This window comes from Colwellia sp. Bg11-12 (genome assembly GCF_014076955.1).
In the GTDB taxonomy this organism is placed as follows: Bacteria; Pseudomonadota; Gammaproteobacteria; order Enterobacterales; family Alteromonadaceae; genus Colwellia_A.
The window spans coordinates 79527-105003 of the sequence record NZ_JACGUZ010000049.1; the positions used below are offsets into that span (position 1 = coordinate 79527).

Sequence of the window (25477 nt, forward strand, 5' to 3'; positions counted from 1 at the left end):
TACGATTAACTCATTTCTTTCATTTCACCACAGTAATACAGAAGAAGCGCATAAACACACATGATTTTGGCTTTCTGTTATTAATTTATTCCTATGCTACTATCCTAATACTAAATGGAATTAAGTTACTTGAACGGACTATATTAATACAGTTTTACGTCAAATGATTTATTACATTCATATTAAGTATAGTGGGTTCATATGTTCAATGTTGACCGTTTTAGTCTTTTATCCGCGTTAAAATACGCTTCCCTCAATTGTTTATTCTCGCTTTTTACTTTTTCGTTATGCTTTTTTTCAACCGATACCTTCTCAAACAGTAACTTTAAATCGATTTTTGAAAAGCATAGTGCGATTATGTTAATTATTGAGCCCCAGACAGGGGATATTATTAAGGCAAACATAGCTGCGCATCAGTTCTATGGCTTTTCTAAAGATAAGTTAGAGTCTATGTCTATTCAAGATATTAACTTGTTAAGCCCCGAACAAGTGGCTTCAGAAAGAGCGTTAGCGAAATCAGAAAATAGAAATTATTTCATTTTTAGGCATAAAGTTAAAAATGGCGACATCAAAACGGTTTCCGCTCATTCAATTCCTATCAATTATAATAATAAGAAGGCACTTTTTTCTATTATTCAAGACGTAACAGCAGAAAGAAAGTACAAAAAAGCACTATGGCATTATCAAAGTAATTTAGAACATTTGGTCGATAAGCAAGTCAACCAAATTGATAAAACTAAAAGAAATTTGATACACATTCTCTTCCTCAGCATTTTATTATTATCCATTTTAGCTTCATTTTTATTCTTTTTGTTAAAGCGTAAAAATGAAGCAGAAGAGCAGCGTTCTTTAATCGCCCAAATTGTTGAGCAAAGCCCCGTATCAATTCAAACAACCGATCTTGACGGTATTATTACTTATGTTAATAAAGAATTTATTAACAGTTCAGGGTTTGAATCAACAGAAGTCATTGGTAAAAAGAACAGTATTCTTAAATCTGGCGTACATCAAACGGCATTATATGAAAATCTATGGCACACCATTACATCAGGTAAACACTGGGTAGGAGAGTTTTACAACCAACGAAAAAATGGTGAAACGTTTTGGGAGAAAGCCAATATATACCCACTTAAAGACTCTAAAAATAAAATTACAAGTTATGTCGGCATTAAAGAAGATATAACCCAACTTAAAAATGACGAAAAACAACTAAGGCTGGCTTCAACCGTCTTTAAAACAGCTACAGAAGCGGTGATGGTCACTGACACTAAGAATAAAATTGTTGCCGTTAACGAAGCCTTTATATTTATTACTGGCTATCAAGAAAGTGAAGTACTAGGTAAAAATCCTTCTTTGTTAAGCTCTGGGCATCATGATGTTGAGTTTTATGAGCGGATGAATGAAACGTTGGAGAAATCAGGTCAATGGCAAGGTGAAATATGTAATAGGCGAAAAAATGGTGAAGTCTTTTATGAATGGTTATCGGTTACTGCACTAAAAGATGAGTTAGGACAACTCGAATCCTATGTTTCATTATTTAGTGATATTACTAAGCGTAAAAAAGCAGAAGATAAAATATATCGTCAAGCCAATTATGATTCATTAACAGGATTAGCAAATAGAAATTTGTTTGTAGACAGATTTGAGCATACTTTAGAGGTTGCTAAAAGAGAGAACAATACCGTTGCAATATTTTTTATTGATTTAGATGGCTTTAAAAATGTAAATGATACTTTTGGCCACGCCAAAGGAGATATGCTGCTAAAATTAACCACAACACGCATCAAAGAAACATTAAGAAAAATAGACACGGTAAGTCGTTTAAGTGGTGATGAGTTTGCTATTATTTTATCAGGTAATCATGATGTGTTTAGTTTTGAAAAAATTGCCTCTTTGATACTTGAGAAAATTGCTAGTCCATTTCAACTCGAAGAAATAGAAGCCTATGTTACAGCAAGTATCGGTATATCAATATTTCCAGACGATGGAGAAACATCTGAAGAACTCCTGAGAAAAGCTGATAGTGCCATGTATAAAGCAAAAGAAAAGGGTAAAAATAATGTTCAGTTTTTCACAAAAGAAATGGATATTAAGGCGCAACAACGACGAAATTTAGAAGTTGAGTTGAGAAAAGTTATTTTAAACAAAGAATTGATTTTGCATTACCAACCTATACATGAAGTAAGCACGAATAAAATCATATCCGCTGAAGCTTTAGTTCGGTGGCTACATCCTATAAAAGGCTTAGTTGCACCCTCTGAATTTATCACGTTAGCCGAAGATATTGGCTTTATTACCGACATTGGTGATTGGGTTTTAGAAGAGGCTTGTAAACAAGCGAAATACTGGCAGAGTCAATTCGATGTTGCCCCTAAAATTTCAGTTAATATCTCTAGTGTTCAGTTTCAACGCCAAGACTTTATCAGTAAGCTTGTACATATTTTAGAAAAAACGCAACTTTCTCCTGATTCGTTAATCCTTGAAATGACAGAGAGTTTATTAATTCAAGAAGATGATCAAACCTTTATTCAACTCTTAACCCTTAAAGAAATGGGGATAGCATTGTCAATTGATGACTTCGGTACAGGGTATTCGTCACTGAGTTATCTAAAGCGTTTTCCTATCAGTATACTTAAAATAGACCGTGCTTTTATTAAAGATATTACATCTAATTCAGAAGACGAAGCTTTAGCTTGTGCAATATTAGCAATGGCTAAAAGTTTAGGATTAAAAGTGGTTGCTGAAGGCGTTGAAGACTTGGCACAGTGTCAATTGTTAACTAAACATGAGTGTCACTTTATTCAAGGGTATTTTTTCAGCCGTCCACTTGATGCAGATGCCTTTACAGAATATCTCACTCAACATATATAATGGTTTTTGTTTCGCTGATGAACAGTAAGACCTCGCCTAGTTTAATTTGAAATACAGTGATATTTTGCCAAATAAAACTCTCTTCCCCTTAAGCTAGCTAAACAGTTTATAATAGCCTCAAAATAACCCTTTATTTTAGTACGCTGATTTATATTGTTGGAAAATGAAAAAGTATATGCTCAAAAAAAACTTACGTTGGCTCGCTGTATTTGTCTTACTGTTCATTTTTATTGTTGTAGGCTCATCAATCAAACATCATTTTAATAATAAGCTTGTCTCTATGGATGAAAAGCTCACTGAAGTTTCAGGTATTGAGTTTGATAAAAAAGGTAAGCTTTGGGCAATAAATGATGGGGGAGACCAACCTAATTTATACAGAGTTGAACCTGATGGGACAATAAGTAAAACGGTTTTGATCACTAACGCTAAGAATATTGACTGGGAAGACATGACTCAAGATGATTTTGGACATTTCTTTTTAGGAGACTTTGGTAATAACGAGAATAAGCGAAAATGGTTAACGATATATAAAATAGAAAACCCTATTGATATTAAAGGAGAGACTACCAGCGCTGAAATAATTAAATTTATGTATCCAGAGCAAATAAGTTATCCGCCAAAAGAAAATCAGAAAAAATATGATTTAGAAGCGTTTGTTTTTTACAAAAAGAAATTGTATTTATTCACAAAGAATAGATCGGTGCCGTTTGATGGAGAAACTAACTTATATCGAATAGGTGCTTATGCAGCTAATCATCAGGCCAAGAAACTCAGTTCATTTACCACTTGTACCCATCATGAGAAACTTTGTTGGATAACTTCTGCGGCACTAAGTCCAAACAAAAAGAAATTGGTATTGCTCGACTCACAAAGACTATGGTTATTTGAAAATTGGCAAGATGATGACTTCTTTTCAGGTGATGCTTATGAAATAGATCTAGGCACCATTACGCAAAAAGAATCGGTGACTTTTTATGATGATAATACCGTTGTTTATACTGACGAAGAGTTTATGGGCATTGGTAGGAATGCCTATTTAATTAAACTTGATGAGCAAAGAAAAATCCCTGTTCGATAACCCGCTTAGCTCCACGATGTAAATATCTCAATTATTTCTTACTCTCTCTAAAATAAAATATGCGGAGTAAACTTTGCTCACGTAAAATAGAGTGAGTGAATCATGAAAATATATTGGTAAATGTCTGTTGAAATAGCGACAATAGCAATTATATAATTTTTATGGTTTTAGGAAAAATAATGAACCCAATTATTCAGGCGTTAAAAGAATTAAATGTAAGTGAAGAAAAAATTAAAGAACTTTTTCAAGTGCTAACTGAAAATCCAATGATGGCTATGATGAATATTCAATCATTGGGTTTGCCACCTGAGAAGCTGCAATCAATTATGATGATGGTGATGACTAGCCCTGATCTCATTAAAGAAGCGGTTGAAGAATTAGGCTTAGATTTTGCTAAGGTTGAAGCGGCTAAAGCTAAACTAAAAGAAAATCAATAACGGCTGACATTTTTAACTGATGGCTAAGCCTAATAAGAAAGTCCCGGAAAAGTCTGTCGATATTTATTGCAGTAAGTGCAGAGCACCTTTGTATAAGTATAAAAAAGGCGGTAAAGGGGCTTTAGTTAAATGTTTTAAAGTACGTATAGTTAAAGACTTTACTGTTATCCCTTGCGTTTGCCCAAACTGTGAAAGTGTCTTTTCACGTGAGATGTTAATTCGTGGCATGCCTGCATTTAAAATGATTGGTGGCAAAGTTACCTTTAAATAAATCTTGTTTCATTAGCAAGTGTACTAAGGTGTTGTAAATGACCGTAGACGATATTTTAAATTTCTGGTTTAAAGAAGTAGAACCATCACAATGGTGGGTGAAAGATTTAGCGCTTGATGAACTTATTATCAACAGGTTTTCAACGGTCCATCAGTTGGCAAACAACTGTGAGTTATTTCTATGGCGATCGACACCTAAAGGTCGGCTTGCTGAAATTATTTTATTAGACCAATTCTCTAGAAATATGTACCGCAATACGCCACGTTCTTTTGCTGCTGATAAGCTTGCTTTAGCGCTTGCCCAAGAAGCGATTAATGTTGGTGCTGATAAACATTTAAATGCACTTGAAAGAAACTTTCTCTATATGCCGTTTATGCACAGTGAATCTCTAGCAATACATGAAGTTGCCGTTAAGTTGTATTTTGACAATGGCGTTGATTCAAGTATAGATTTTGAACAACAGCATAAAATAATAATAGAAAGATTTGGGCGTTATCCGCACCGCAATAAAATACTAAACAGAGTATCAAGCAATGAAGAAATTGAGTTTTTAACACAAACCAATTCTTCTTTTTAATTAAGGAGCAGTGATCTACATGGATTCAAAAATTGACTTTACGTCATATACATTAGAAGAACTACATTCAGCAGCAGACACTATCGATAGTGAGAAGTACCCTGAAAGAGCAGAGGAAATTAATCGATTAATACAAGAAAGGCCTGTTATTCATCCTGAGGAAGTTGACAATACAAAAAGAGTTGGCGAAAAAGCAACAAGAGGAGATCGCTTAATTGCCGCCTTAATCGACGGTGTTATTGGCATAATCTCTGCCATACCTATTTTTATTTATGTTGATTTTGAAACACTTACTGACCCCACATTTTCTTTATCGGTGATGTTACTTGCTTATGGCATTATGGTAGGTTTTATTCTACATGGTTATCTTCTTTACCATTATGGCCAAACGATTGGTAAGAATTTTATGTCAATTCGTATTGAGAATTTAGATAATACTAAGGCAAATTTAACGACAATTTACTTTAAGCGTATGATACCGATGCAAATACTTTCAATGGTACCTTTTGGAGGTCAGTTTATTGCCGGTATTGTTAACCCACTTTTTATTTTTGGTAAAGAAAAGCGTTGTTTACATGACTATGTAGCGAAAACAAAAGTGTGTTATACCAATAATTAGACGCTACAGATAAGGGGTGAACATTCACGATAAGCTGCAGCGTTTTATTATTTACTGTGATAATAGACGCTGCAACGTTATGAATTATAAGGACTAGCTACAATCCTGTGTGATACTGGCTGTCAGTTGACTCTGGTACCATAACATTCAGTGTTTCAGAAACGTTTGAATTACCTTTAAGTAACTCCTCAAACTGAGTAATTAACAACGCTTTTTCAGGCATTTCTTTATCACCAGAACCAATGTTAGTTAAATCAACCATAAAGCCGTCAAATAAATCACTTAGGTCTTCAATAATCTCAGTATTTAAAAACTGATCTTGATTATAAATACTTGGGTAACCTGCTTTTTGTTTGTCGATAGCAAACGAAACACCTTTCAAATTAGTAATGCTGGTTGATTTATCACATGACAGCATACAGCCATTATCAATACGTGGTTTTTCACAGCCAACACTTTGTTGAAAGAAACACTGTCTGCTAGCCATTAATAAAATGGGGTGGTAAATACTATAAAACAGTTTGAAATTTTCAGGGCGAGCAATATTTCTGATTTGCTGACGGTTTATTTCGTTAGAAATAAACGCTCCTTTACAATCAAACCCTTCTTGCATCGCAAGTAAAGCGTAAGAGTTCGTGGTGTTTAGAAATGGACCTGCTATCCATTGAATACCTAACCGGTTGGCTTCATAAGCGATACCAGTATTATTAGTCACAATAAGCTCAGGTCTTACTTGTTCTAATATGTTAACTGCTACGTCGTAATCTTTACCAATTAATACCGAAGAAAACCAAGGGATAAGACGAGGGTTGTCTTTTAGAAAACCAACATATTTAGTGCAACCGCGTTTATAAGCTTCAGGCAGTTTAAAGTAAATGTCAGCATCAGTTAAACTGGCTAATTCTACATCACTTTCATCACAAATAAGAATGGATAGCTCTGCTTTTGCATCAACCGTGGTTGTTAATTTCGGATGCCTAGTTAACTTAGGTAATTGCACTTCAGCTATTACGGGTTTTGAATTGTTTAAAAGGAATGCGGCTTGATTTTTCAACACCGTTAATTCTTTAAAAGGAATACTTAAACCGTCTTCTAAGCCTTGTGTGAGTATTTCTACAAGGTTGAAATGTGCATTGTTGAAACTCTTAAAGCGCTTTTCAACGGTCTCCCTATCAATACTGATTTTGCCACTTTTTACTAAAACACTTTGTGACTTTAGTTCAAAACTTTTTGTTTCTATGCCTTTATCGCTGTTGTCAGCATCAACAAAAGGTTGTTGTTGAGAAAGTTCTTTTGTGGTTACTGTTAAGGTGAGTGGTTGATCACTCTGCCCTGAAAAAGTTAACGTTAACGGTATTTTATCAATCGTTAAGTGTTTTATTTTATCGTCAACAGAAGCGTTTATAAGTTGCTTCTCATCATTAAGCTTTTGCTCAACTTCTTGAATTTGTACAACAGAAATCGCATTACTTTTATCTACGGCATAATATTTAGAATTATCACGCGGGTTTTCTGTAAACATTGATTGGTTTAAATCGCCACGTAAAAAGGCGTTAGAAAAATCGCGGTTAAATACTTTGTATAGTCTTTCACCGTCTTCAAGTAGTTCACCCGTTTTAAGAAAACCATCAATTTGCTTACGAAAGCTGTCAACAACAGTGTGTACATAGCTTGCGCCTTTAATTCGGCCTTCAATTTTAAATGAATGAACACCCGCTTCAATAAGTGCAGGTAAATCAAAAAATGCAGAGTTATCTTTAATATTTAACGGGAATTTATTACCTGTTGCAGTTGGCTCATATTCTTCACGACAAGCTTGGCTACAACGACCACGATTACCTGAATTACCGACACTGGCAGAAGTTGAATAACATAGCCCAGAAAATGCGACACATAATGAACCATGCACGAAAACTTCAGTTAACGTATCATGCGCTTTACCTGCTGCTGCCATAGCCGTTATTTCACGTAAATCTAACTCTCTTGATAAGTTCACGCGTGACGCGCCAAGTTTTTTCAAGAAAGGTATTTGACCAACATTATGTGTTGTTAATTGTGTTGATGCGTGAATATCAAGTGTTGGGAAATACTTTTTAAGAATGTAGAACATACCAATATCTTGCACAATAACGCCATCGAGTGTGGTGTTAGCAAGTTTGGTTAATAATTTAGCCAGTGAAGCAAATTCGCGTTCTAAAATAACAACATTCAAGGTTAAAAAGATTTCGCATTGATACTGATGAGCTAAGCGAATAACACCCACAAGCTGATCAAATGAGATATTAGTAGCACGATTTCTGGCGTTAAAAGTATCTAGGCCACAGTAAACGGCATCGGCGCCAGCAATAATAGCTGCTTTAATTGCTTCGACATCACCGCCGGGTGCTAATAATTCTATTTTTGGATCCATGGGGTCACTTATTCTTCACTTAAATTTAAAGGTGGCGATTTTACCGATATATTTCCTTAATGAATACCGTTAAAGTAACTTATTCTTGTATATTTTTTATAAATAAAATCACCATGACGTCAAATTTACCCTTACCTATATTATATTCTCTTCGAAACTGTCCGTATGCTATGCGTGCAAGAATCGCAATATATTATGCAAAACAAAAAGTTGCACTGCGAGATTTAGTGTTAACTGACAAACCTGATGAAATGCTCAAGGCATCACCTAAAGGAACTGTGCCCGTTTTAGTCACTGAACAGGCCCCAGATAAAATAGTCGTTATTGAAGAAAGTTTAGACGTTATGTTATGGGCATTACATGAAAGTGACCCTGATAACTTGTTGCATAGCGAAACGCCTCACTTATTATCTGAAATGTTATTGCTAATTTCACAGTTCGATAATGAATTTAAAGCCTGTTTTGATAAATATCAATGTGCAAAACGTTATCATGAAGATTCACTTGAAAGTGATAGAAAAGCTTGTGAAAAACACATCACCGATTTAGAACAACGTTTACAGTTCAATGATTTTTTCATGTCAAACAAAGCCAGTTTAGCTGATATCGCTTTGCTGCCTTTTATTCGTAAATTTTCAAAAGTCGAGCGTCAATGGTATTTACAGTCACCATATCCCAAACTACGAGCATGGTTAAATAACTATTTGCAAAGCCGAATGTTCAGTAAAGTGATGACCCAGTATCCATTATGGCTAGAAAACAGAGAGCTCGTTATTTTTGGTGGCGATACTTAAAAAATGCTTTCTTAAGTTTTCCTTAAGAAAACTTAATTATTATTGAATTAATTATATTTTTTGATGGTATTTTAGTGAATATACAGCTTATCCAACACTCCTGTAAAACCACTCTTTCGGTGGCTCGAAAACTTCAATTCGTTTCTCTACTAACGTTAACTTTTTTTCTGTTTTTAAGTGCTGCTCAAGCAAAGAATGTTGCAGAAATTTCAGCTAAAACGCAATTAGACCGCTTAATCTCTCAGCACCGTGGTGAAGTGATTTATGTTGATTTTTGGGCGTCTTGGTGCGGACCTTGTCGTAAATCATTCCCGTGGATGAACAAAATGCAACGTGAGCATCAATCAAAAGGTTTTACTGTGATTAGTATTAATCTTGATGCGGAACAAGCTTTGGCAAAAGAATTTTTACAGGATAATCCTGCCAACTTTGCGGTTGTTTATGATCCTAAAGGAGAGTTAGCGCGCTTTTTTAAAATTCAAGGTATGCCAAGTAGTTTGACCATAAACAAGAAAGGCAAGATTAAATACGCACATAGTGGTTTTTTTACCACAAAAGTTTCACAATACGAACAAGAAATTCAACAGTTACTTGCTCTCTAACCGATAATACAAAGAAAATAATGAGGTTTTCAATGAAAAATAAATTTAAGTACTCACTCATCTTCGCTGCGGTAACTTTAGCATCTGGTTGTTCTAGTTTAGGTGTTGAACCTTGGGAACGCGATCTGTTAGCAAAAGAGCAAATGGCATTAACATCTTCGCCAATTGATTCTGCACTTGATGACCATATTTATTTTAGTAAAGAAGCATCAAGTGGCGGTAAAAGCTTCGGTGGAGGAGGTTGTGGATGCAATTAATTAAAGATAATAAGATGAAAAAAACGGTGAATAAAGGTAACCTTAAAGCGGCGTTAACCTTAGCAACAACAGCTTTGTTAGGCAGTGTTCAGGTCGCGGCTGCGCCAACTTCGGTTGAGTCTGCTGAAGATAGCTGGTCTTTTGATTCAGCCTTTTTATATTATAGCGAGGCAGACCGTGTCTCTGCGGCAGAAGCCGTTTTTAATGCTAAAAAAACCTACAGTGACGATAGCATTTTAAATCTAAAGTTAACCATCGATGCTTTAACGGGCGCTTCAGCCAATGGCGCTGTGGCCCAGCCAAATGTACAAACATTTACCCGACCTTCAGGTAAAGGCGATTATGATATTAAACCGGGTGATACCCCACTCGATGATACCTTTCATGATACTCGTGTGCAGTTAAACGCACAATGGACTCAACCATTAGCTCAAAATTATACCGGCAGCGCTGGGGTACATATTTCAAAAGAATATGATTACCTATCTTTAGGGGTGAACGGTAATATAGCTTATGATTTTAATAAGAAAAACTCCACTGTTTCATTTGGCTTAAGTCATTTTCAAGATACCTTTACGCCCGAAGGTGGCTTACCGAAACCTTTTGCGTCGATGGCTTCTGCCTATCATGACGATGGCGATGAAAGTAGCCACGATGCAACTCGAATGGGAAGTGATGACGATAAAACCACCACCGATATTATGGTCGGTTTTACCCAAGTGATTAATCGCAATATGGTGACGCAATTTAACTATTCATATTCAGTCGTTGATGGTTATTTAACGGATCCATTTAAAATATTAAGTTTGCTCGATTCAAACGGTATTGCGCAAGACTATTTATATGAAAACCGCCCTGATAAACGGACTAAGCAAAGTGTTTTTGCACAAACAAAGTATCATTTTGATGAAACTATTTTAGATGTGTCTTATCGTTATATGTGGGACGATTGGGAAATAGATTCTCATACGGTTGATACACGCTTTTATATTCCATTAGGAAACGGTAGTTATTTAGAGCCACATTTGCGTTTTTATCAACAAGCCGCTGCAGAATTTTATCAACCTTTCTTGATGCAAGGTGATGCACTACCTGAGTTTGCTAGTGCTGATTACCGTATTGGTGAAATGACAGGTTATACGGTCGGTCTAAAATATGGTATGAAATTAGCTGATGGCAACGACTTATCTTTCAGACTTGAGTATTATCGCCAAGACCCAAAAAGTGCAGGGCAAAAATCTCCTGGCGCTTTAGCCGATATGGAAATATATGAAAGTATCGATGCTATTATTGCGCAGGTAAGTTACTCGTTTTAAGCAGTAAACTTTAGCAAAGAGTCTTTATTTTTTCATAAGTTATGTTGTAAGCTCTTATTTAATCAATAAGGGCTTTTTTTATTTAGCGGGTTAAAATTCTGATGTGTCTTGAAAAACATATCGTGTTCGGCAATAAATATAGCAGGTTAAAATTTGAGTAAGCGCAGAAAAATAATAACGACTGAACGTGAAGATGGTTATTGTATTGAGTTTGATGCAATGGCAAGTCCGTGTGAGGTGATTATTGAAACGTCGGATAGGGCACTTGCCAATCTTGTTGGTAAAGCAATTAGTACAGAGGTTTGGCGTATTGAGGACAAGTATAGCCGTTATAATAGCGAAAGTCTTTGTAGCCAAATAAACCAAAGCCAAGGCAACCCTTTCGCTATTGATGATGAAACGTTTGCTTTATTAAATTTCGCAGATACCTGTTATCAACTCAGTGATGGGGTTTTTGATATAACGTCAGGGGTGTTAAGAAAAGTCTGGACTTTTGATTGCTCGAGCAATATCCCTAGCCCGCTGGCGGTTGCTGATGTCATGAAAAAAGTTGGTTGGCATAAGGTCAAATATAACCAGACACAAATAATATTACCTGTTGATATGGAAATTGATTTAGGAGGAATTGGCAAAGAGTATGCGGTAGATCGCGCCATCTTGTTAATTACTTCCTTAACGCAACAACCAGTACTTGTAAATTTAGGGGGAGATTTAGCCACAAATTCACCTAGAAAAAATGGTCAGCCTTGGCAGGTAGGTGTTGAGCATCCTGGATTTGTTAATAAGAAAACAATGGTAGTGTCATTATTTAAAGGGGCACTAGCAACAAGCGGAGATGCTAAACGTTTTTTATTAAAAAATGATCATAGATATAGCCATATTCTTAATGCTAAAACGGGGTGGCCAATCGAGAATGCACCTCGTTCAGTGACAGTTTCTGCGCCACAGTGTATCCAAGCCGGAATATTAGCTACATTGTCACAAATGCAGGGTGAGCATGCTGAAACGTTTTTAGAGGAACAAGGAATTAAGCACTGGGCTATTCGTTAACGTTTACCTCGTGATTTTTTGTCTATATATTTATTTAAGTGCAATAATAAAGTCACGACGCCTCGATGAGAATATCCGTGGCTACCGTCATTCATGACAAGGACTAACTCTTAGGAAAACCATGAAATATATATTCATTATTATTATAAGTTTATTTTCTACGCTTATTACCGCAGAACAGTATGTTAAAAAGGGTATTGAAGTTATTGGTAAAGGTTCTGTAAGCGCTGAGCCCGACCAATTTACTTTTACCGTTTCAATTAACAAACGCGGTAATATTGCCAGCAAAGCTAAAGCATGGGTTGACCAAAAAAGTGGTTTAGTCACCAACCTGTATTTATCAATGGGTATTGCAAAAACGGCTATCGAGTCTTCTCGCTTAGAATTAATGCCTCGCTATGAAAAGCGTGCGGTGCTCCCTGAGTATGAAATACATCAAAGATTGCCTACCCCAAATGAAAATAAGCTAAATAAAGAAAGAAGTAATACAAAAGTAGTGATCAGTAGTCGTGAATTAGCGGACAATACGTTGCATGAGCAAGAAAAAATTTACTTTGAGGTATCTCGAACAATTACGGTGACCTTTACTGACTTCTCTCTTTACGACCAGCTACTTGATAATGTGGTAAGAATAGGTGTTAGTCGGATCTCTGCACTGCAAACAGAAACAACAAACAATGAAATTTTGTATCAACAAGCGCTGCTTAAGGCTTTAGAAAATGCGCAGCTAAAAGCAAGAGCTATTGCAAATAAAATAGGTGTTCAGCTTGGTAAAGTCTCCATTTTTGAAGAATCTTCCTACCACACGCCAAATGCTTATGCCATGGCAAGTAGAAGTAACGATGGCTTTAGTTCGCAAGTTGCCAATAAGCATGTTTCAGCACAGGTAAGTGTTACTTTTGCTATTAAATAGGTAAATAATGACGCTAAGTTTACTAAAACAGGTGAAATATAAGTTAAAACCACATAAAATCTATAATAAGTACTTTAACTTCACGGGTTATCGGGTTATGTTATGCGCTTTTTGACCATCACTTATCTTTGATAAACTAAGAATACTGTTATTTATGAACAAAAATGAATTATATCAAGAACTTTACCAACAAGTTGATGCCTTAATCAACGACGAACCTGATCTCATTGCTAATATGGCAAATATTAGCGCCTTACTTTTTGAGCATTTATCAGAAGTTAACTGGGTTGGATTTTATCGTTTAATTAACAATGAACTGGTATTGGGTCCTTTTCAAGGGAAAGTAGCTTGTATTCGCATTCCTGTTGGCACGGGCGTTTGTGGTACAGCCGTTAGCGAAAGTACCACACAACGAATTGAAGATGTTCATTCATTTGATGGTCATATCGCTTGCGATGCAACCAGTAATTCAGAAATTGTTATCCCTGTAAAAGTAGATGGTAAGATTATTGCGGTTCTTGATATAGACAGCACCTCTTACGATCATTTTGATGAAGATGATCAACAAGGACTGGAAGCAATAATTAATTTATTTGAAAATATGATCATCAAGCACAGCGTGATAAACTAATGAAAGAAATTATTGTTATTCATGATTACCTCGTTAGCGAAAGTATTGTCGGTGACTGGGATGGTCAAGAAGAATTCGTTGCCGAACGAATAAATGAAATTTATCACCTGATTTATGATTTAGCCGAAGAAGATATTGAACCAGAGATATTAGCGCAATTATTATCTTTGGTTTGGGACACTTGGATTTGCCAAGAATCACTACCTGATATAGATAGTGAAGATATTTATGACTGGTGCCAACATTTGTTGGATAACCGTGAACAGTACCTTCAGGATTTAACCTCTTAAGATTTAAGAATTTTTAAAAAGTTGTATTTATGGACACTAAAATAGAAAACGAAGTGAGCAAAACAGAAATGACTGACACTGAAACTAGTATTGAAATTAGTACTGAAGTTGCAGAACAAACACCAGTAATCGCTGAGCAAGACACAGAAGTTAAGCGTTTAAGCACAAAAGAAATTATCGCTTATTTAGCTGATAAATTTCCGAAGTGTTTCTCAATTGATGGACCAGCTAAAGCCCTTAAAATTGGTATTTTTCAAGATTTATCTGCAAAGTTAGCTGAAGACGAAACGGTGAGTAAAACTCGCTTACGTCAAGCGTTAAGACACTACACAAGCAGCTGGCGTTACTTGAAAGCCGTTAAGCTAGGAAGTTTTCGCGTTGATATTGACGGAAACGACTCGGCTGAGATTGATCAAGAGCAAGCAGATTATGCGAGTAAGACGCTAAAAGAGAGCCAAGACAAATTTGGTAACAAAAATAAACACGACAAAGCAAGCAAAAAGCCTTATAAGGGATCTAAGCTTAATAAGTCTGACAATTCATCTGAAGTAAAACCGTCTACTCACAGCCAAGAAACAAAGCAAGAGAAACAAGCTAAGTTTAAATCAGTAAAGTCAACTAAACGTACTCATATAAAGGAAGAAGTTAAACTTGTTCCTGTTGAAGACAGTGCCGTTGTTGTTGGTAAAAGCGTTAAAGTTAAATTAGGTAACTCACCTATGGACGCTATTATTACAGAAGTTGCTGGTAAAGATGTGAGTGTTCAATTAAATTCAGGAATGGTTGTTAAGACACAAATTAAAAATATATTTACTGAATAAATTGGAGTATTTGGGCATGCTAAAAATTTGTCGTATCGCAATTGCCGTTTCTTTATCGCTATCTGCAATGAACGTATTTGGTTTTGAAAGTCTCGATAATGTGGATAACCTTCCTATATTGGCGCCTGAAAGCCAGCATGCCATATCAAGTAAACGCATTACTGCGCAGTTTACTCGTGCACATTACACCCAAGTTAAAATAGATGATGCACTCTCTGAAAAAATATTTGATCGTTATATAAAACAACTTGATTATGCTCGGAATGTTTTTTTAGCAACAGATATTGATAATTTTCAAAAATATCGTTTTGAATTTGACCTTGTTATTTCTCGTGGTAAATTAGATATTGCCTATGAAATATTTAATTTAAATCTTCAGCGACGCCTAGAACGCTATGAATATGCGCTAAGTCTATTAGAAAAAGAGCCTTTCGATTTTACCAAAGATGAAGTCTATAGCTTTGATCGAGAAGAATCTGCTTGGCCACAAGGTATAAAAGAATTAAATGAATTATGGCGTTTAAAAGTTAAATACGATGCTCTTAATTTAACGTTAGCGGGAAAAGAGTGGCCTAAAATTCAAGAAGTTTTGGCTAAGCGTTACCGCTATGCGATTAAAAGATTAAAACAAAGTGAAAGTGAAGATGTTTTTCAAGTCGTCATGAATAGCTTTGCTCGTGTTGTTGAACCTCATACGTCGTATTTGTCACCGAGAAATGCTGAAAAATTTCAAATGGACATGAATTTGTCTCTGGAAGGCATTGGCGCAGTACTTCGAGCAGAAGAAGATTATACTGTTATTAATAGTGTCGTTCCAGGCGGACCTGCAGACAAATCAAAAGATGTTAAGCCTAAAGACAGAATTGTTGGCGTTGCTCAAGATGATGAGAAATTTGAAGATATCATCGGTTGGCGCTTAGATGATGTTGTTGATTTGATTAAAGGGCCTAAAGGGACAAAAGTCCGCTTACAAATATTGCCAGCAAAAGCTGAAAATGATGCGGTTATTAAAGTTGTTACCATCGTTCGCGATAAAATATTACTTGAAGATAGAGCAGCAAAGTCTGAAGTTTACTTTGAAACTAAAGGTGATGAAAAATCAAAAAAACTAGGGGTTATTACTATACCTAGTTTTTACAACAACTTGTCCCGTGACGTTAAGAAAGAGCTCGATAAATTAAAAGCAGAAAAAGTTTCTGGTATTATCATTGATTTACGTGGCAATGGTGGTGGTTCGTTACGCGAAGCAACATTACTAACGGGTCTATTTATTGATAAAGGCCCCGTTGTTCAAGTACGTGATGGCGCAAACAGAGTACAAGTTAACAGTGATGATGACGGCGTAAGCTCTTATGATGGCTCATTAACGGTCATGGTTGATCGCTACAGCGCGTCTGCCTCTGAAATTTTTGCAGCAGCAATCCAAGATTATGGCCGCGGTGTTATTGTTGGTGAGCATACGTTTGGTAAAGGCACTGTTCAGCAGCATCGAGGATTAGGACGTGTTTATGACCTTTATGATAATCCATTAGGCAGTATTCAATTTACTATCGCTAAGTTTTACCGAATAAATGGCGGCAGTACTCAGCATAGAGGGGTACTTCCTGATATTTCTTTTCCTACAGCGGTTAACCCTGAAGACTGGGGCGAAAGCCGCGAGAAAAATGCGTTGCCATGGGATCAAATTCCTAAAGCAAATTATAAACGTATAGGAAACTTATCAACAGATTTGTCTTATTTGAATTCTTTACATATTGAACGTGTTAAATCTAATCGTGAATTTAACTATTTACTTGATGATATTATTACTTATCAAAAAGAAAAAGATGATAAAACTATTTCTTTAAAGCTTATCGAACGTAAGCAAAAGCGTGAAGAGAGTAAAGAAAAACAACTTATCCGTGTCAACGAGCGTTTAGTTGTTATGGGTAAAGAAAAAGTGAAATCATTAGACGATTTACCTGACGAATTGGAAACATTAGATCCGTTTTTAGACGAAACCGCTAAAATTACTTTTGATTTAATTTCTTTAGGTAAAATGGCTAAAAAATAATTAAACAACAACTCAACAAAAGCCGCTTTATTGCGGCTTTTATGTAAGACAAAAGGCTAAACTCAATTTATCAACAGATTAGTCAATAAACCTTATCCTGACTTTTCAGGATTTTGTGATTAAAACATTAAAACATTAAAACATTAAAAATTATAACTATAATAAAACTTAAGGTCAGCATCGCACATGACAGAGCCAGAAAACAATAACCAGATCCCGGCAACGCACTTGCCAAAAGAACCCAGTATGCTTGATGCGTTAATTCCTATTTTTGCATTGGTTGTTATGTTAACAACGGCTGTATGGTATTTCGCTGATAACTCATCTTATGGACCAAATCAAATTGCTTTATTACTCGCTATGGGAATTGCAATTGTTATTGGCATTAAAAATGGTTATACATGGCAATCTATCGAAAAGTCTATCGTTGGTGGTATTTCTATTTCTCTGGGGGCTATCTTAATTTTATTGGCCGTTGGCTCATTAATTGGAACTTGGCTACTTTCAGGCACCGTACCTACAATGGTGTATTACGGTTTGAAAATTATTGACCCAAGTTGGTTCTACGCGGCTGCTTGTTTAGTTTGTGGTATCGTTGCTATGAGTATCGGTAGCTCTTGGACGACAGCTGCGACCGTAGGTGTTGCCTTTATTGGTATTGCTAATGGCTTTGAAATGTCTACTGCGGTTACTGCCGGTGCGGTCATTTCGGGTGCATATTTTGGTGATAAATTATCACCATTGTCTGAAACAACAAATCTTGCACCTGCCGTAGCTGGAAGTGAGTTATTTGAACATATCCGTTATATGTTATGGACCACCATACCCTCTATCAGCATTGCTCTTGTTTTGTTTTTACTTATTGGTTTTGACCACTCTTCAACCGTTACAGGTGATACGGCAAGTATTGACGCATTATTAAAAACACTCGATGATACTTATAATATATCTGTCTTTAATCTTATACCGCTCTTCATATTACTTTATTTAGCCTTTAAAAAAGTGCCTGCGTTCCCTGCTGTTGCTATTGGCGCTTTAATTGGCGCTGTTTGGGCATTAATTTTTCAACAAGATCTTATATTGAGTATGGCTGCGGAAGGGGTAAGTGGTGTTAAAGCTTATATTACTGTCGTTTGGACAGCCTTTTTTGATGGTGTTGTAGTTAACACCGGCAATAAACAAATTGATGAACTGCTTAGCCGTGGTGGTATGTCTAGCATGCTAAACACTATTTGGTTAGTCATGTGTGCACTGAGCTTTGGCGCAGTGTTAGAACATTTAGGCATGTTGAATAAATTTGTTAAGGCTATTTTATCAACAGCCAAATCTACTGGTAGTTTAATTGCAAGTACAGTTGCAACGTGTATTGGTACTAATTTAATAACAGCGGATCAATACATGGCGATCGTTATGCCAGGTAGAATGTTTAAAGCTGAATTTAAACGTCGTGGTTTTCATCCAACCCTATTAAGCCGTACTTTAGAAGATTCAGGTACCATAACTTCACCTTTAATTCCTTGGAATACTTGTGGTGCTTTTATGTTTGCTGCATTAGCATTAACCTCATACGATTATATTTTTTATTGTTTTTTCAATTTAATTAATCCAGTACTTGCCATAATTTATGGATACACTGGTTTTAAAATTAAAATGTTAGCAACAAGTAGTGATGAACTTGTAAAGAGCTAGCATTAAATACAAAGAGTATTGCTGGAGAATAATACATTCTTTTATTTACTCTTAATCTCGACTTAATATAAAGCCTGTTTATGCAGGCTTTATATTTTTTTCAAAAGGAATATCTCATGACTGACTTTACAGCGCGCTATTTATCTGACTACCAAGTGTCAGATTTCTCAATTTCCACGGTTGATCTAACGTTTGAGCTTGCCGATACGGCGACCATAGTTACGAACACAATGGCAATAAAACGTGAAAATAAAAAGGCTAAGCAATTAGTACTTGATGGAGAACAACTCAAACTTGTTTCGCTGCAAATCAATCAACAAGTATTGCCTACAAGTTTTTATCAGGTGAGTTCAACACAGTTAACCGTTGATGTTAATGCAGAAGAGTTTATGTTGACAATTGTTACTGAAATTGACCCACTCAATAATACGTCACTTGAAGGTCTGTTTAAATCGGGAGGGGCTTTTTGTACACAGTGTGAAGCCGAAGGTTTCAGACGGATCACTTATTATTTAGATCGCCCTGATGTTATGGCGACATTCTCCACTAAAGTTATCGCCGATAAAAAACTATATCCTTACTTATTATCAAACGGCAATAAAACCGATGAAGGGAATTTACCACAAGGCAAACATTTTACTTGTTGGCAAGACCCTCATCCAAAGCCTTGTTATTTATTTGCCGTTGTAGCAGGGGATTTTGATTTATTATCAGATACGTTTAGGACAAACGATAAACGAGATGTTGCTTTAGAAATATTCGTTGATAAAGGTAACTTACATAAAGCTCATCATGCGATGTCATCACTTAAAAAATCGATGCGCTGGGACGAAGAAACGTTTGGTTTAGTTTATGATCTTGATATTTACATGATTGTTGCAGTCGACTTTTTTAATATGGGCGCAATGGAAAATAAAGGCTTGAACGTTTTTAATTCGAAATTTGTTCTAGCTGATGATGAAAGTGCTACCGACACTGATTTTTTCAATATTGAAGCGGTTATTGGTCATGAATACTTTCATAACTGGACAGGTAACCGTGTTACTTGTCGTGATTGGTTTCAGTTAAGCTTAAAAGAAGGTTTAACGGTATTTCGCGATCAACAGTTTAGCGCAGACATGCATAGTGCAGCGGTAAACCGTATTAAAAATGTTAGATTGTTACGTTCTCAACAGTTCGCTGAAGATGCTGGACCTATGGCACATCCTATTCGTCCAGAGAAAGTATTGGAAATGAATAACTTTTATACCTTAACTGTTTATGAAAAAGGTGCTGAAGTCATCCGGATGATACATACCTTATTAGGTAAAGAGAACTTTAGAAAAGGCATAGATTTATATTTTGCTCGTTACGATGGCATGGCCGTTACTTGTGAAGACTTTATTAATGCAATGTCTGATGCTTCAGAAGTAGATCTCGCATTATTTAAAGCTTGGTACCATCAGTCGGGCACACCTACTTTAACGGTTAAAGAAAGCTTTTTAAATGGAAAGTACCAGTTAAGTATCACGCAGAAAAGCCCTGCACAAAAAGATGGCAGTGCAGGTAAGTCGTTACATATTCCAGTTGCGATTGAACTTATTGAAAATAACAAAGTAACAAAACACCAGCTACTTGAGTTAACTTCTGAGCAGCAAACGTGGACTTTTGACCATTTTTCTGAAAAACCTGTATTAGCGATCTTAGCTGATTTTTCTGCGCCAGTGAAATTAAGTTTTAACCAAACAGATAAAGAGCTGGCGACCATTATGGCTTTTGCTGATGACGAGTTTTGCCGTTGGGACGCGGGTCAGAAATTAATGTTGAATTACATTAAAGCACTAGTGAATGACGATACTTTTGTTTTACCTAAGAGCTTATTAACTACCTATCAAGCTATTTTTGACGCAAGCACTGACAATGCATTTAAAGCTGAGCAGTTGTCCTTACCAAGTTTTGATGAAGTTGTTGCTGAAATTACACAGGTAGATCCCATAAAAGTGGTCAATGCAATTTCAGCCGTGAAATTATTTTTAGTTAAAGGTTTAACGGCAAGTTTTGAAAAAGCATTCGCTGATAACAAAAGCTCACAGTACGTATATAGCGGCGATGAAGTCGGTAAAAGGGCACTGAAAAATGTTTGTTTGTCTTATTTATCGCTACTCAATGAACAGCAAAAAAATGTGGGGTTACAATTTAACTCATCAGATAATATGACAGATACTTTAGCTGCGCTGGTATGCTCAGCTAAAAATAACTTAGTTGACTTTGATGAACAATTACAACATTTTGAGAAAAAGTGGCACGATACACCATTAGTTATGGATAAATGGTTTAGTATTGCTGCCCAGCAATGTGATACTGATATTTTTAGTTCGCTTGATGCTTTACTCGTTCACCCCTTATTTAGTTTAAAAAATCCAAACCGAGCACGTTCATTACTCGGTAACTTTAGCGTAAATAATCCTCGTTACTTTCATTGTAGAACAGGACAAGGTTATCAGTTTCTGGCGAAACAAGTCGCGTTGATGAATGAAATAAATCCACAAGTTGCCTCAAGGTTAATAACGCCACTTATTCAATTTAAAGCTTTTGATTTACCGAGACAGCAATTAATGCGAGCAGAACTAGAAAAATTGACTAAGCTTAAAAAATTATCAAAAGACTTAAAAGAAAAGCTTGATGCTGCCTTAGCTGGCTAATTGCTTTATGAAATATTACTTTTTAATCAATATGACTTCTGCTGAGTTTTATCCCTATTATGAGGGTAAAGCTCAGCACATGGTTGTTACAACAACTGAAGGTCTGCGAGTGCAATTTCCAGCAATGCACATGAGAAAATATTTATTATCTAATGGAATTAAAGGCTGTTTTTGTATGGAAACTAAAAATAATAAATTTTTGTCTTTAACTAAAATCACATAGTTAGAGTATTAGCTTTAAACAGTGGTCGGACCATCTGGTGTGCTTGAAGCTATCTAGTCAGTTTCGCTGTAACACTTAATACAAGTCACTACTTGTTGAAAACTATATGAAGAAAGTTTTGTTTTAAACAACTGTTTTAAACAAGAGTGTGTGATTAGGCTTTTATTGATTAGAAGTCATTAAAACATAGGGTCTTATCAATTGTTTTTAGCTCTTGCGCCATTGATAAAATGATGCAATTATTGTTTTAGACCACTTATTTCAAATAGTAAGTAGCGATGATAAAAATAAAATATAATTTACACGCTCTGGGGAGAGAATAAATGAAATATAGCCCTCGCAACAGGTTTTACAAGAAGCCTTTGGCTGCAAGTATAACCGCTGCACTTGTTTGTTTAGCGACAGTAAACCACGTACAGGCAGAGAATTTTACATTAGGTAACTTTGATGTAAGTTTTGATTCAACATTTAGTTACGGTCAAAGTTGGCGTGTAGAAGACCGCAATTGGAACGATAACGTCGGTAAATCAAATAATCCTAACAATGGTTTTGATTTCAGTAGTTACCATCCATCATTAAATCCAACGCCTGATGCTGGGACTGTATGGAACGGACAGGGCGGTTACTCAACGAATGGTGATAACGCTAACCTCAATTATAATTCAGGCGAAAGCTTTTCTCAGATAATCAAGGGCTCACATGACCTTGAAGTTCGTTATGAAAATTTTGGATTGTTCGTTCGTGGAATGTACTTCTATGACTTAGAAATGAGTGACAGTGACCGAGCATGGGCTAATCCTTTGTCAGGGGTAACTAACGACCCTTGTCGTGACGGTGAAGCGAGTGATCAGTTATGTAGTGACGTAAGACTTCTTGATGCCTTCGTTTATGGTGATTTTCATGTTGGCGATATGCCGCTTTCAATTCGTGTAGGTCAGCAAGTTATTAGCTGGGGAGAAAGTACATTAATTTCTCATGGTATCAGTGAGCTAAACCCTGTTGATATTGCACGTCTTCGTGCGCCCGGTTCAGAATTAAAAGAAGCTTTTATTCCTTTCGGAGCTGTTTGGGCATCATTAGGCATATCTGAAAATTTCAATATTGAAGCTTTTTATCAGTACAATTGGGAAAAGACAGTATTACCAGCACCTGGTAGTTACTTCTCAACCAATGATTTTGCTGGTGATGGCGGTCAATATAACAATGTTCAATTAGGCTTTGCTAGTAACCCAGATCTCGATTTAGATTACCTTATTTCAGGTCTTAATAGACTCAGTGGAGCAATTGCTACAGGTGCTGTTCCTCCTGCAAGTATTGGTGGCGCTTATTTAGGCGCCTTTCCAACCAAAGTGACACTTCGTCAAGATGATGCTGAGAACGAGCCTGAAGATGGTGGTCAGTACGGTTTACGTTTATCGTGGTTTTTACCCGATTTCAATGACACTGAAATTAGCCTTTATCACATGAATTACCACAGTCGTCGTCCAATATTTGCGGGTGTTACTGCAGACTTCAGTAACGCGGCAATTGGTCACGATATTGGTATGTTACTTTCAGGTCCTATTACTGAAGACAACTACACTAATTTAAAAGCTTTCTCACGAGTTGAGCTTGATTACGTAGAAGATATTAAAGTTTACGCAATGAGTTTTAATACGGTGTTAGGTACTACCTCAGTAGCGGGTGAAGTAACCTTCCGTCAAGACGAACCATTACAAATTGATGATGTTGAGTTGTTGTTTGCAGCTATGCCACAACAATTAGCGAATGACCAAGGTCGCAGCGAACTTGATGGCATATCTCAAATGCCAGTATTCCAAGGCGGAGAGCACGCAGATGGTTTTGTTTTATCTGATACTCTTCAAGCACAAACAACACTAACTCACCTTTGGGGTCCTTCATTTGGTGCAAGTCAATTAACAACATTACTTGAAGTGGGCGGCATTAATATTCAAGATATGCCTGACCAAGATGTATTACGACTGAATGGTCCTGGTACTGCACGTAGTGGTGGTATCGCGGGTAAAGAAGGCTTAGAATTGGCCGTGCAAGATGGCGTCGAAACTAACCCATTCCCAGATGCATTTGCTTGGGGTTACCGCGCAATTGTCAAGTTAGACTTTAATAACGTGGTTGCAGGTATTAACGTTTCGCCACGTATGGTTTTCTCACATGATGTGAAAGGTACGACACCAGATCCATTATTTCTTTTCGTTGAAGAGCGAAAGTCAGTAGCTTTAGGCATCAACTTTAATTATCAAAGCCGCTGGTCAGCAGATATAAGCTATAACGGTTTTTGGGATGGCGTAGGAACAACCAATAAAATGGAAGACCGCGATTACATTTCATTCAGCATTAAATATTCAATATAAGGCTAAGTTAATGAGCAATATTATGAAAAATTCACTTAAAAAATTAACATTAGCCTCAGTTGCAGTAAGTTTGGCTATTGTGTCAACGGCAACTCTCGCTAAAGTTTCACCGACAGAAGTCGCTAAGTTAAGTAAAGAATTAACGCCAATTGGCGCGGTTCGTGCGGGTAACAAAGATGGTTCTATTCCTTCATGGAAGGGTGGTATTACTTCAGTTCCTGCTGGATATACCGTGGGTGACCATCACGTCGACCCATTTTCCACAGATAAAGTAAAATATACGATTACTGCGGCTAATGTTGCAGAATATAAAGCAATGTTAACACCAGGTCAGGTAAAGCTTTTTGAAACTTACCCTGATACTTATAAAATGAATGTTTATCAATCAAGACGTTCTGCTTCTTATCCTGAGCATGTCTATCAAGCAAGTATTGATAACGCTGGGCGTACAGAGTTAGTTGAGGGGGGTAACGGCATTGAAAATGCAGCTGTTGGTATTCCATTTCCTGTGCCAAAAGACGGCCTAGAAGCTATTTGGAACCATATTTTACGTTACCGTGGTGAATCTCTTACACGTGAAGGTGGTCAGGCAGCACCAACAGCTTCAGGTGATTACACTTATTTAGGTTTTGATGACCAGTTAATGATCCCTTACGGTGTTAAAGGAGCTTCAGCTGAAAAACTTAAAGAAACTAATATTTTGTTTAAATTTAAGCAAAAAGTTACTGAACCAGCACGTTTAGCGGGTACCGCATTATTAGTTCATGAAACAATGAACCAAATACAAACACCTCGCCAAGCTTGGACATATAATACGGGTCAACGTCGTGTTCGTCGTGCACCTAATGTTGCTTATGACACGCCAGGTACTGCGTCTGATGGTTTACGTACCACTGATGATTTCGATATGTTTAATGGTGCACCAAATCGCTATAACTGGACATTAAAAGGGAAACAAGAGTTATTGATCCCATATAATGACTATCGTTTACATAGTGACAAATTAAAATATGCTGATATTTTACAGCCTGGACATATTAACCCCGAGCATGTTCGTTATGAAAAACATCGTGTGTGGGTTGTCGAAGCTAACTTAAAATCAGACACACGTCATACTTACAAAAAACGTGTTTTCTTTATTGACGAAGATAGCTGGCAAATAGCGGTTACCGATATTTACGACAACCGTGATGAGTTGTACCGTGTTGGTGTTGCACATGGTTTGAATTATTACGAAGTTCCGACGCAATGGTCTACACTTGAAGTATTTCATGATTTACAGTCTCGTCGCTATATAGCAATGGGCTTAGATAATGAAGCTAAAATGTATGACTTTTCTGCAGAGTTAGAAGATATTTCATTTACTTCTTCTGCATTAAGGCGTGAGGGGCGCAGATAGCATTTAGCGCCTAAAACTTATAACGGCTGGCGAATGTCAGCCGTTATACATTATGAAATATGATAATTTCACAACTTCATCGACGATGAAACAACAGAAAAACCTTAATTTTTAACCAATGAG

General features: G+C 36.5%; 22 protein-coding genes. 21 read left to right on the top strand and 1 reads right to left on the bottom strand.

Annotated elements, in window-relative coordinates:
- Positions 1-201 precede the first annotated feature (201 nt).
- The 6 genes from H4J39_RS01635 to H4J39_RS01660 all read left to right on the top strand — a co-directional run bounded on the left by H4J39_RS01635 (position 202) and on the right by H4J39_RS01660 (position 5853).
- On the top strand, positions 202-2871 hold the full coding sequence (locus tag H4J39_RS01635) for a bifunctional diguanylate cyclase/phosphodiesterase (RefSeq protein WP_259368717.1): 2670 nt from the start codon (positions 202-204) through the stop codon (positions 2869-2871).
- 175 nt (positions 2872-3046) lie between these two features.
- Entirely contained in the window at positions 3047-3949 is a 903-nt protein-coding gene (locus H4J39_RS01640; RefSeq protein WP_182225692.1) for a hypothetical protein, read from the top strand.
- A gap of 179 nt (positions 3950-4128) precedes the next feature.
- Positions 4129-4386 (top strand): DUF2999 family protein, encoded by a 258-nt coding sequence (locus H4J39_RS01645; protein ID WP_182179833.1) that lies wholly within the window; start codon positions 4129-4131, stop codon positions 4384-4386.
- A gap of 19 nt (positions 4387-4405) precedes the next feature.
- Positions 4406-4657 carry a hypothetical protein gene (locus H4J39_RS01650; protein ID WP_182225693.1) on the top strand — a complete coding sequence of 84 codons (252 nt, stop codon included), beginning with the start codon at positions 4406-4408 and terminating at the stop codon, positions 4655-4657.
- 37 nt (positions 4658-4694) lie between these two features.
- Complete coding sequence (locus H4J39_RS01655; protein WP_182225694.1) at positions 4695-5234, top strand: DUF924 family protein; 540 nt, start codon at positions 4695-4697, stop codon at positions 5232-5234.
- Between the two features lie 19 nt (positions 5235-5253).
- Positions 5254-5853 (top strand): RDD family protein, encoded by a 600-nt coding sequence (locus H4J39_RS01660; RefSeq protein ID WP_182225695.1) that lies wholly within the window; start codon positions 5254-5256, stop codon positions 5851-5853.
- 97 nt (positions 5854-5950) lie between these two features.
- On the opposite strand, the gene H4J39_RS01665 is transcribed toward H4J39_RS01660, so the two are convergent.
- On the bottom strand, positions 5951-8263 hold the full coding sequence (locus H4J39_RS01665; RefSeq protein WP_182225696.1) for a DUF3656 domain-containing protein: 2313 nt from the start codon (positions 8261-8263) through the stop codon (positions 5951-5953).
- A gap of 113 nt (positions 8264-8376) precedes the next feature.
- Between H4J39_RS01665 and H4J39_RS01670 the strand changes: the two genes are divergently transcribed.
- The 15 genes from H4J39_RS01670 to H4J39_RS01740 all read left to right on the top strand — a co-directional run bounded on the left by H4J39_RS01670 (position 8377) and on the right by H4J39_RS01740 (position 25354).
- A complete protein-coding gene (locus H4J39_RS01670; protein ID WP_182225697.1) occupies positions 8377-9057 on the top strand; it encodes a glutathione S-transferase in 681 nt (226 codons plus the stop codon).
- A 74-nt stretch (positions 9058-9131) separates the two neighbouring features.
- Positions 9132-9659, top strand: a complete 528-nt coding sequence (locus tag H4J39_RS01675) for a TlpA disulfide reductase family protein (RefSeq protein ID WP_310649705.1) — start codon at positions 9132-9134, stop codon at positions 9657-9659.
- A gap of 32 nt (positions 9660-9691) precedes the next feature.
- A complete protein-coding gene (locus H4J39_RS01680; RefSeq protein ID WP_182225698.1) occupies positions 9692-9916 on the top strand; it encodes a DUF4266 domain-containing protein in 225 nt (74 codons plus the stop codon).
- Positions 9907-11232, top strand: coding sequence for a DUF3570 domain-containing protein (locus H4J39_RS01685; RefSeq protein ID WP_182225699.1), 1326 nt, complete (start codon positions 9907-9909; stop codon positions 11230-11232). The genes H4J39_RS01680 and H4J39_RS01685 overlap by 10 nt, the downstream gene beginning before the upstream one ends.
- Positions 11233-11385: 153 nt before the next feature.
- Positions 11386-12282, top strand: coding sequence for an FAD:protein FMN transferase (locus H4J39_RS01690; protein WP_259368718.1), 897 nt, complete (start codon positions 11386-11388; stop codon positions 12280-12282).
- 121 nt (positions 12283-12403) lie between these two features.
- Complete coding sequence (locus tag H4J39_RS01695) at positions 12404-13195, top strand: SIMPL domain-containing protein (protein WP_182225700.1); 792 nt, start codon at positions 12404-12406, stop codon at positions 13193-13195.
- Between the two features lie 154 nt (positions 13196-13349).
- Positions 13350-13826 carry a GAF domain-containing protein gene (locus H4J39_RS01700; RefSeq protein ID WP_182225701.1) on the top strand — a complete coding sequence of 159 codons (477 nt, stop codon included), beginning with the start codon at positions 13350-13352 and terminating at the stop codon, positions 13824-13826.
- Complete coding sequence (locus H4J39_RS01705) at positions 13826-14116, top strand: hypothetical protein (protein ID WP_070376584.1); 291 nt, start codon at positions 13826-13828, stop codon at positions 14114-14116. The genes H4J39_RS01700 and H4J39_RS01705 overlap by 1 nt, the downstream gene beginning before the upstream one ends.
- Before the next feature lie 29 nt (positions 14117-14145).
- The gene (gene proQ / locus H4J39_RS01710; protein WP_259368719.1) at positions 14146-14937 is read left to right on the top strand and encodes an RNA chaperone ProQ; all 792 of its coding nucleotides are present in this window, start codon (positions 14146-14148) and stop codon (positions 14935-14937) included.
- Positions 14938-14953: 16 nt separating this feature from the next.
- Positions 14954-16990 (top strand): carboxy terminal-processing peptidase, encoded by a 2037-nt coding sequence (gene prc, locus H4J39_RS01715; protein WP_182225702.1) that lies wholly within the window; start codon positions 14954-14956, stop codon positions 16988-16990.
- A gap of 186 nt (positions 16991-17176) precedes the next feature.
- Entirely contained in the window at positions 17177-18679 is a 1503-nt protein-coding gene (nhaC, locus tag H4J39_RS01720; RefSeq protein WP_182225703.1) for a Na+/H+ antiporter NhaC, read from the top strand.
- Between the two features lie 116 nt (positions 18680-18795).
- Positions 18796-21360 carry an aminopeptidase N gene (pepN, locus tag H4J39_RS01725; RefSeq protein WP_182225704.1) on the top strand — a complete coding sequence of 855 codons (2565 nt, stop codon included), beginning with the start codon at positions 18796-18798 and terminating at the stop codon, positions 21358-21360.
- Positions 21361-21367: 7 nt separating this feature from the next.
- Positions 21368-21583 (top strand): DUF2835 family protein, encoded by a 216-nt coding sequence (locus H4J39_RS01730; protein WP_182179858.1) that lies wholly within the window; start codon positions 21368-21370, stop codon positions 21581-21583.
- Positions 21584-21906: 323 nt separating this feature from the next.
- Positions 21907-23955 carry a DUF1302 domain-containing protein gene (locus tag H4J39_RS01735; RefSeq protein ID WP_182225705.1) on the top strand — a complete coding sequence of 683 codons (2049 nt, stop codon included), beginning with the start codon at positions 21907-21909 and terminating at the stop codon, positions 23953-23955.
- A 22-nt stretch (positions 23956-23977) separates the two neighbouring features.
- Positions 23978-25354 (top strand): DUF1329 domain-containing protein, encoded by a 1377-nt coding sequence (locus H4J39_RS01740; protein WP_182225706.1) that lies wholly within the window; start codon positions 23978-23980, stop codon positions 25352-25354.
- Positions 25355-25477 lie beyond the last annotated feature (123 nt).